A 2,413-nucleotide genomic window follows, 5' to 3' on the forward strand; every position below is an offset into this window, starting at 1 on the left:
CTGGGCTAGCTGGTCTTCGTCGGAAGCGACGAGGGCGATCCTGTCGCCTTTACCGAGGAACCATCCGGCAAAGGCCGGTATCATTCCCACCGGAAGGCACATGGCACCCGGCATATGACCGGCGGCATAGGCGAGCGGCTCGCGCACATCGACCAGGTGATCGGCGCCGCTCTCGCGAAGGTCGTCCAGCCCCAGACGCCTTGGCCGCATAATCCGCGGCGCGGCATCGGCCCCTTCGAGGTTAAGCCGCTCCATCAGCCGGAAATAGGGCGGCTGGTAATGGTGCTCTCCTACCTTCGCCTTGATGAACTCATCGCGGTCGGAGATGTGCAGGCGCGGGTTGTTGCGCCGCTCGTGGCCGATTGTCGAGAATTCCCGGTCCGCCATTCCCGACCCGCAGACCGAGCCCGCACCATGCGCCGGGTAGATGATCGCCTGGTCGCCGAGGCGGCAAAGTTTCTGCAGGGAGTCGAAAAGAAGGCCCGCGACTTCTTCCTTGCGCTCGGGATAGAAATCGGTGCGTCCGACATCGCCGACGAACAAGGCATCGCCGGTAAAGACGCCGACCGGTCCCTCGGAATATTCGCTGTCATGGATGACGAAAGCGAGATGATCGTCGGTGTGTCCAGGTGTTTCAAGCACTTCGATCTTCAATTGACCCAGCTCGAAACAATCGCCTTCGCGTGCGGTCTTGGCAAAAACGACTTCGCCTGCCGCGTCGGGCCCGTGATAGACCGTGGCTCCTGTCAAATCGGCCAAAATCGGCGAGCCGCTGATCAGATCTTCATTGCGATGGGTTTCGAAGATGTGCGTTATCTCCAGTCCTTCGGCCCGGGCCTTTTCGACATAGATCTCGCAGTCCCGGCGCGGATCGATGACCGCTGCCTGTCCGCCCGAGCCGATGATATACGAAAGGTGCGAGAGGCCAGGGGTTTTGATCTTCTCCAGAAACATGCGACTTCCTTGTCTATTGCTCAAAGTCTGTAACGTTCGGGCTCGTTACAGATCGAAAAATGATACGACGCTCAATCGATACCGAGTTCGGCCTTGATGGCACCAGGACTTTCGAAACGTTCGGCTTCGGGCCTGCCGATGGCAGGCTTTGCGTTGATCCAGGTGTCTTCGCACACGAATTCAAGCAGGCTCGCCGCGAGATCAGCATGACGGCACCGGAAACAGCCTTCCGCCAGCCGCTCGTCCGTAATCACGGCGTCGCCAGTGTAAGGCTCATCCAGCAGCCAGCCCGGCCGTGCGGCCGTCCATTTAATACCTTGGGCGTCGCTGAGCATCACTTCCATGGAGCGCATCTGCTCGAGTATATTGAACAATGCAGGCTTGGCAGTGAGTTCAAACCAGGCCGGGACGCTCGACTGATGTTCGACGAAGGCAGCGGAGATTACGGCAATGCGGTCGATCTTCGCTTGTGCCATCGCCTCGAGCAGGTTGCGCGTGCCATCGGTATAGAGCGGCGGTGGATCGATCGCATTGCCCGGACCGAAAGCGACACCGAGGGTCGAGATAACCGCGCGGCAGCCATCGAGATCGCCCGCGAAATTATCCGACAGCACATCGCATTCGATATATTCGAAGTCGCCCACCCGCTCGCCTGGCCCAGGCACGGTGTGTTCAAAGGCGCGGATCGGTATGTCTCGGGCAATGGCACGCCTCAAGAGCTCGGTGCCGGTCTTCCCGCCTGCGCCGAAGACAGCGATGGGCCTCGTATCGGTCATCTGCTTGTTCCTGTAAAAATGGTGAGGGCGACGAAGGGGGGAGGCGCGGGCGCATGGGTTAGCCGACGGCCTGCCCATGCGCCCTGCCAGTATCAGGCTCCGTCGGCCGGACAGGTGGTATAACCCCAAAAGCCGAACTCATCCTTGGCTCTTGGTGCTGCCACGATCATCTCCTGCATTTGCAGGCCCGCATCGCCTTCATCATCCAGCATGCGGGTTTTGATCCGAAGCTCGCCGTTCGCATAGCTGCCAGGGCCATCGGCGGTCACGGGGATCAATTTGCCATTGATCTTGATCGCTCCGCCCCCGTCACCGTCATAGACAAACGAGGGAAAGGCCACTTCGGTCAGGCGGAACTGGCAGGCCTGTCCTGCGCCCAGAGCAGCAAGGTCCGCGTCATTCATGGTCCCGGGAAGCATGAGGCCCGGGTCAACATTTGCCAGTGCACTGGCCGCGTCCTCGATCGGCGCGGCAGTGGCAGGCGGGTCGAGCTGGGCTTCGCGGTCGTTGCCCGGAGCGGTGTTCGAATTGCAGGCGGCAAGCGGCAGCGCGATGAGCGCCGTGAAAGCTATCTTGTTCATGGCTGCATCTCCTCGGGCAGGCGTTCTTCGGTCCGCGGACCGTTCTGCTCGATATCGTCTATGAGATATTTCATCTCGGCGATTTCGCGGCGCTGGGCGACT

3 protein-coding genes and 1 pseudogene are annotated in these 2,413 nt (G+C 60.6%); all 4 read right to left on the bottom strand.

Translation table 11 applies throughout. The annotated features are described in order from the left end of the window. On the bottom strand, window positions 1-954 hold a 954-nt coding region (locus tag ABFX23_RS17315; protein WP_346034130.1), incomplete at its 3' end, for an MBL fold metallo-hydrolase. A gap of 71 nt (window positions 955-1,025) precedes the next feature. Beyond that, window positions 1,026-1,730 (bottom strand): NAD(P)-dependent oxidoreductase, encoded by a 705-nt coding sequence (locus ABFX23_RS17320; RefSeq protein WP_086438289.1) that lies wholly within the window; start codon window positions 1,728-1,730, stop codon window positions 1,026-1,028. Window positions 1,731-1,822: 92 nt separating this feature from the next. Then, window positions 1,823-2,311 (bottom strand): DUF6692 family protein, encoded by a 489-nt coding sequence (locus ABFX23_RS17325; RefSeq protein ID WP_007163850.1) that lies wholly within the window; start codon window positions 2,309-2,311, stop codon window positions 1,823-1,825. After that, a pseudogene (locus ABFX23_RS17330) lies at window positions 2,308-2,413 on the bottom strand (DUF305 domain-containing protein); the annotation flags it as partial. The pseudogene ABFX23_RS17330 and the gene ABFX23_RS17325, both read right to left, overlap by 4 nt.

The sequence above is a fragment of the Erythrobacter westpacificensis genome, from assembly GCF_039542285.1.
Classification (GTDB): domain Bacteria; phylum Pseudomonadota; class Alphaproteobacteria; order Sphingomonadales; family Sphingomonadaceae; genus Alteraurantiacibacter; species Alteraurantiacibacter westpacificensis.

Bases quoted from the DNA above. Each gene is read 5' to 3' on its own strand.
- ABFX23_RS17320 (WP_086438289.1), bottom strand. From the start codon at position 1,730: ATGACCGATACGAGGCCCATCGCTGTCTTCGGCGCAGGCGGGAAGACC.
- ABFX23_RS17325 (WP_007163850.1), bottom strand. From the start codon at position 2,311: ATGAACAAGATAGCTTTCACGGCGCTCATCGCGCTGCCGCTTGCCGCC.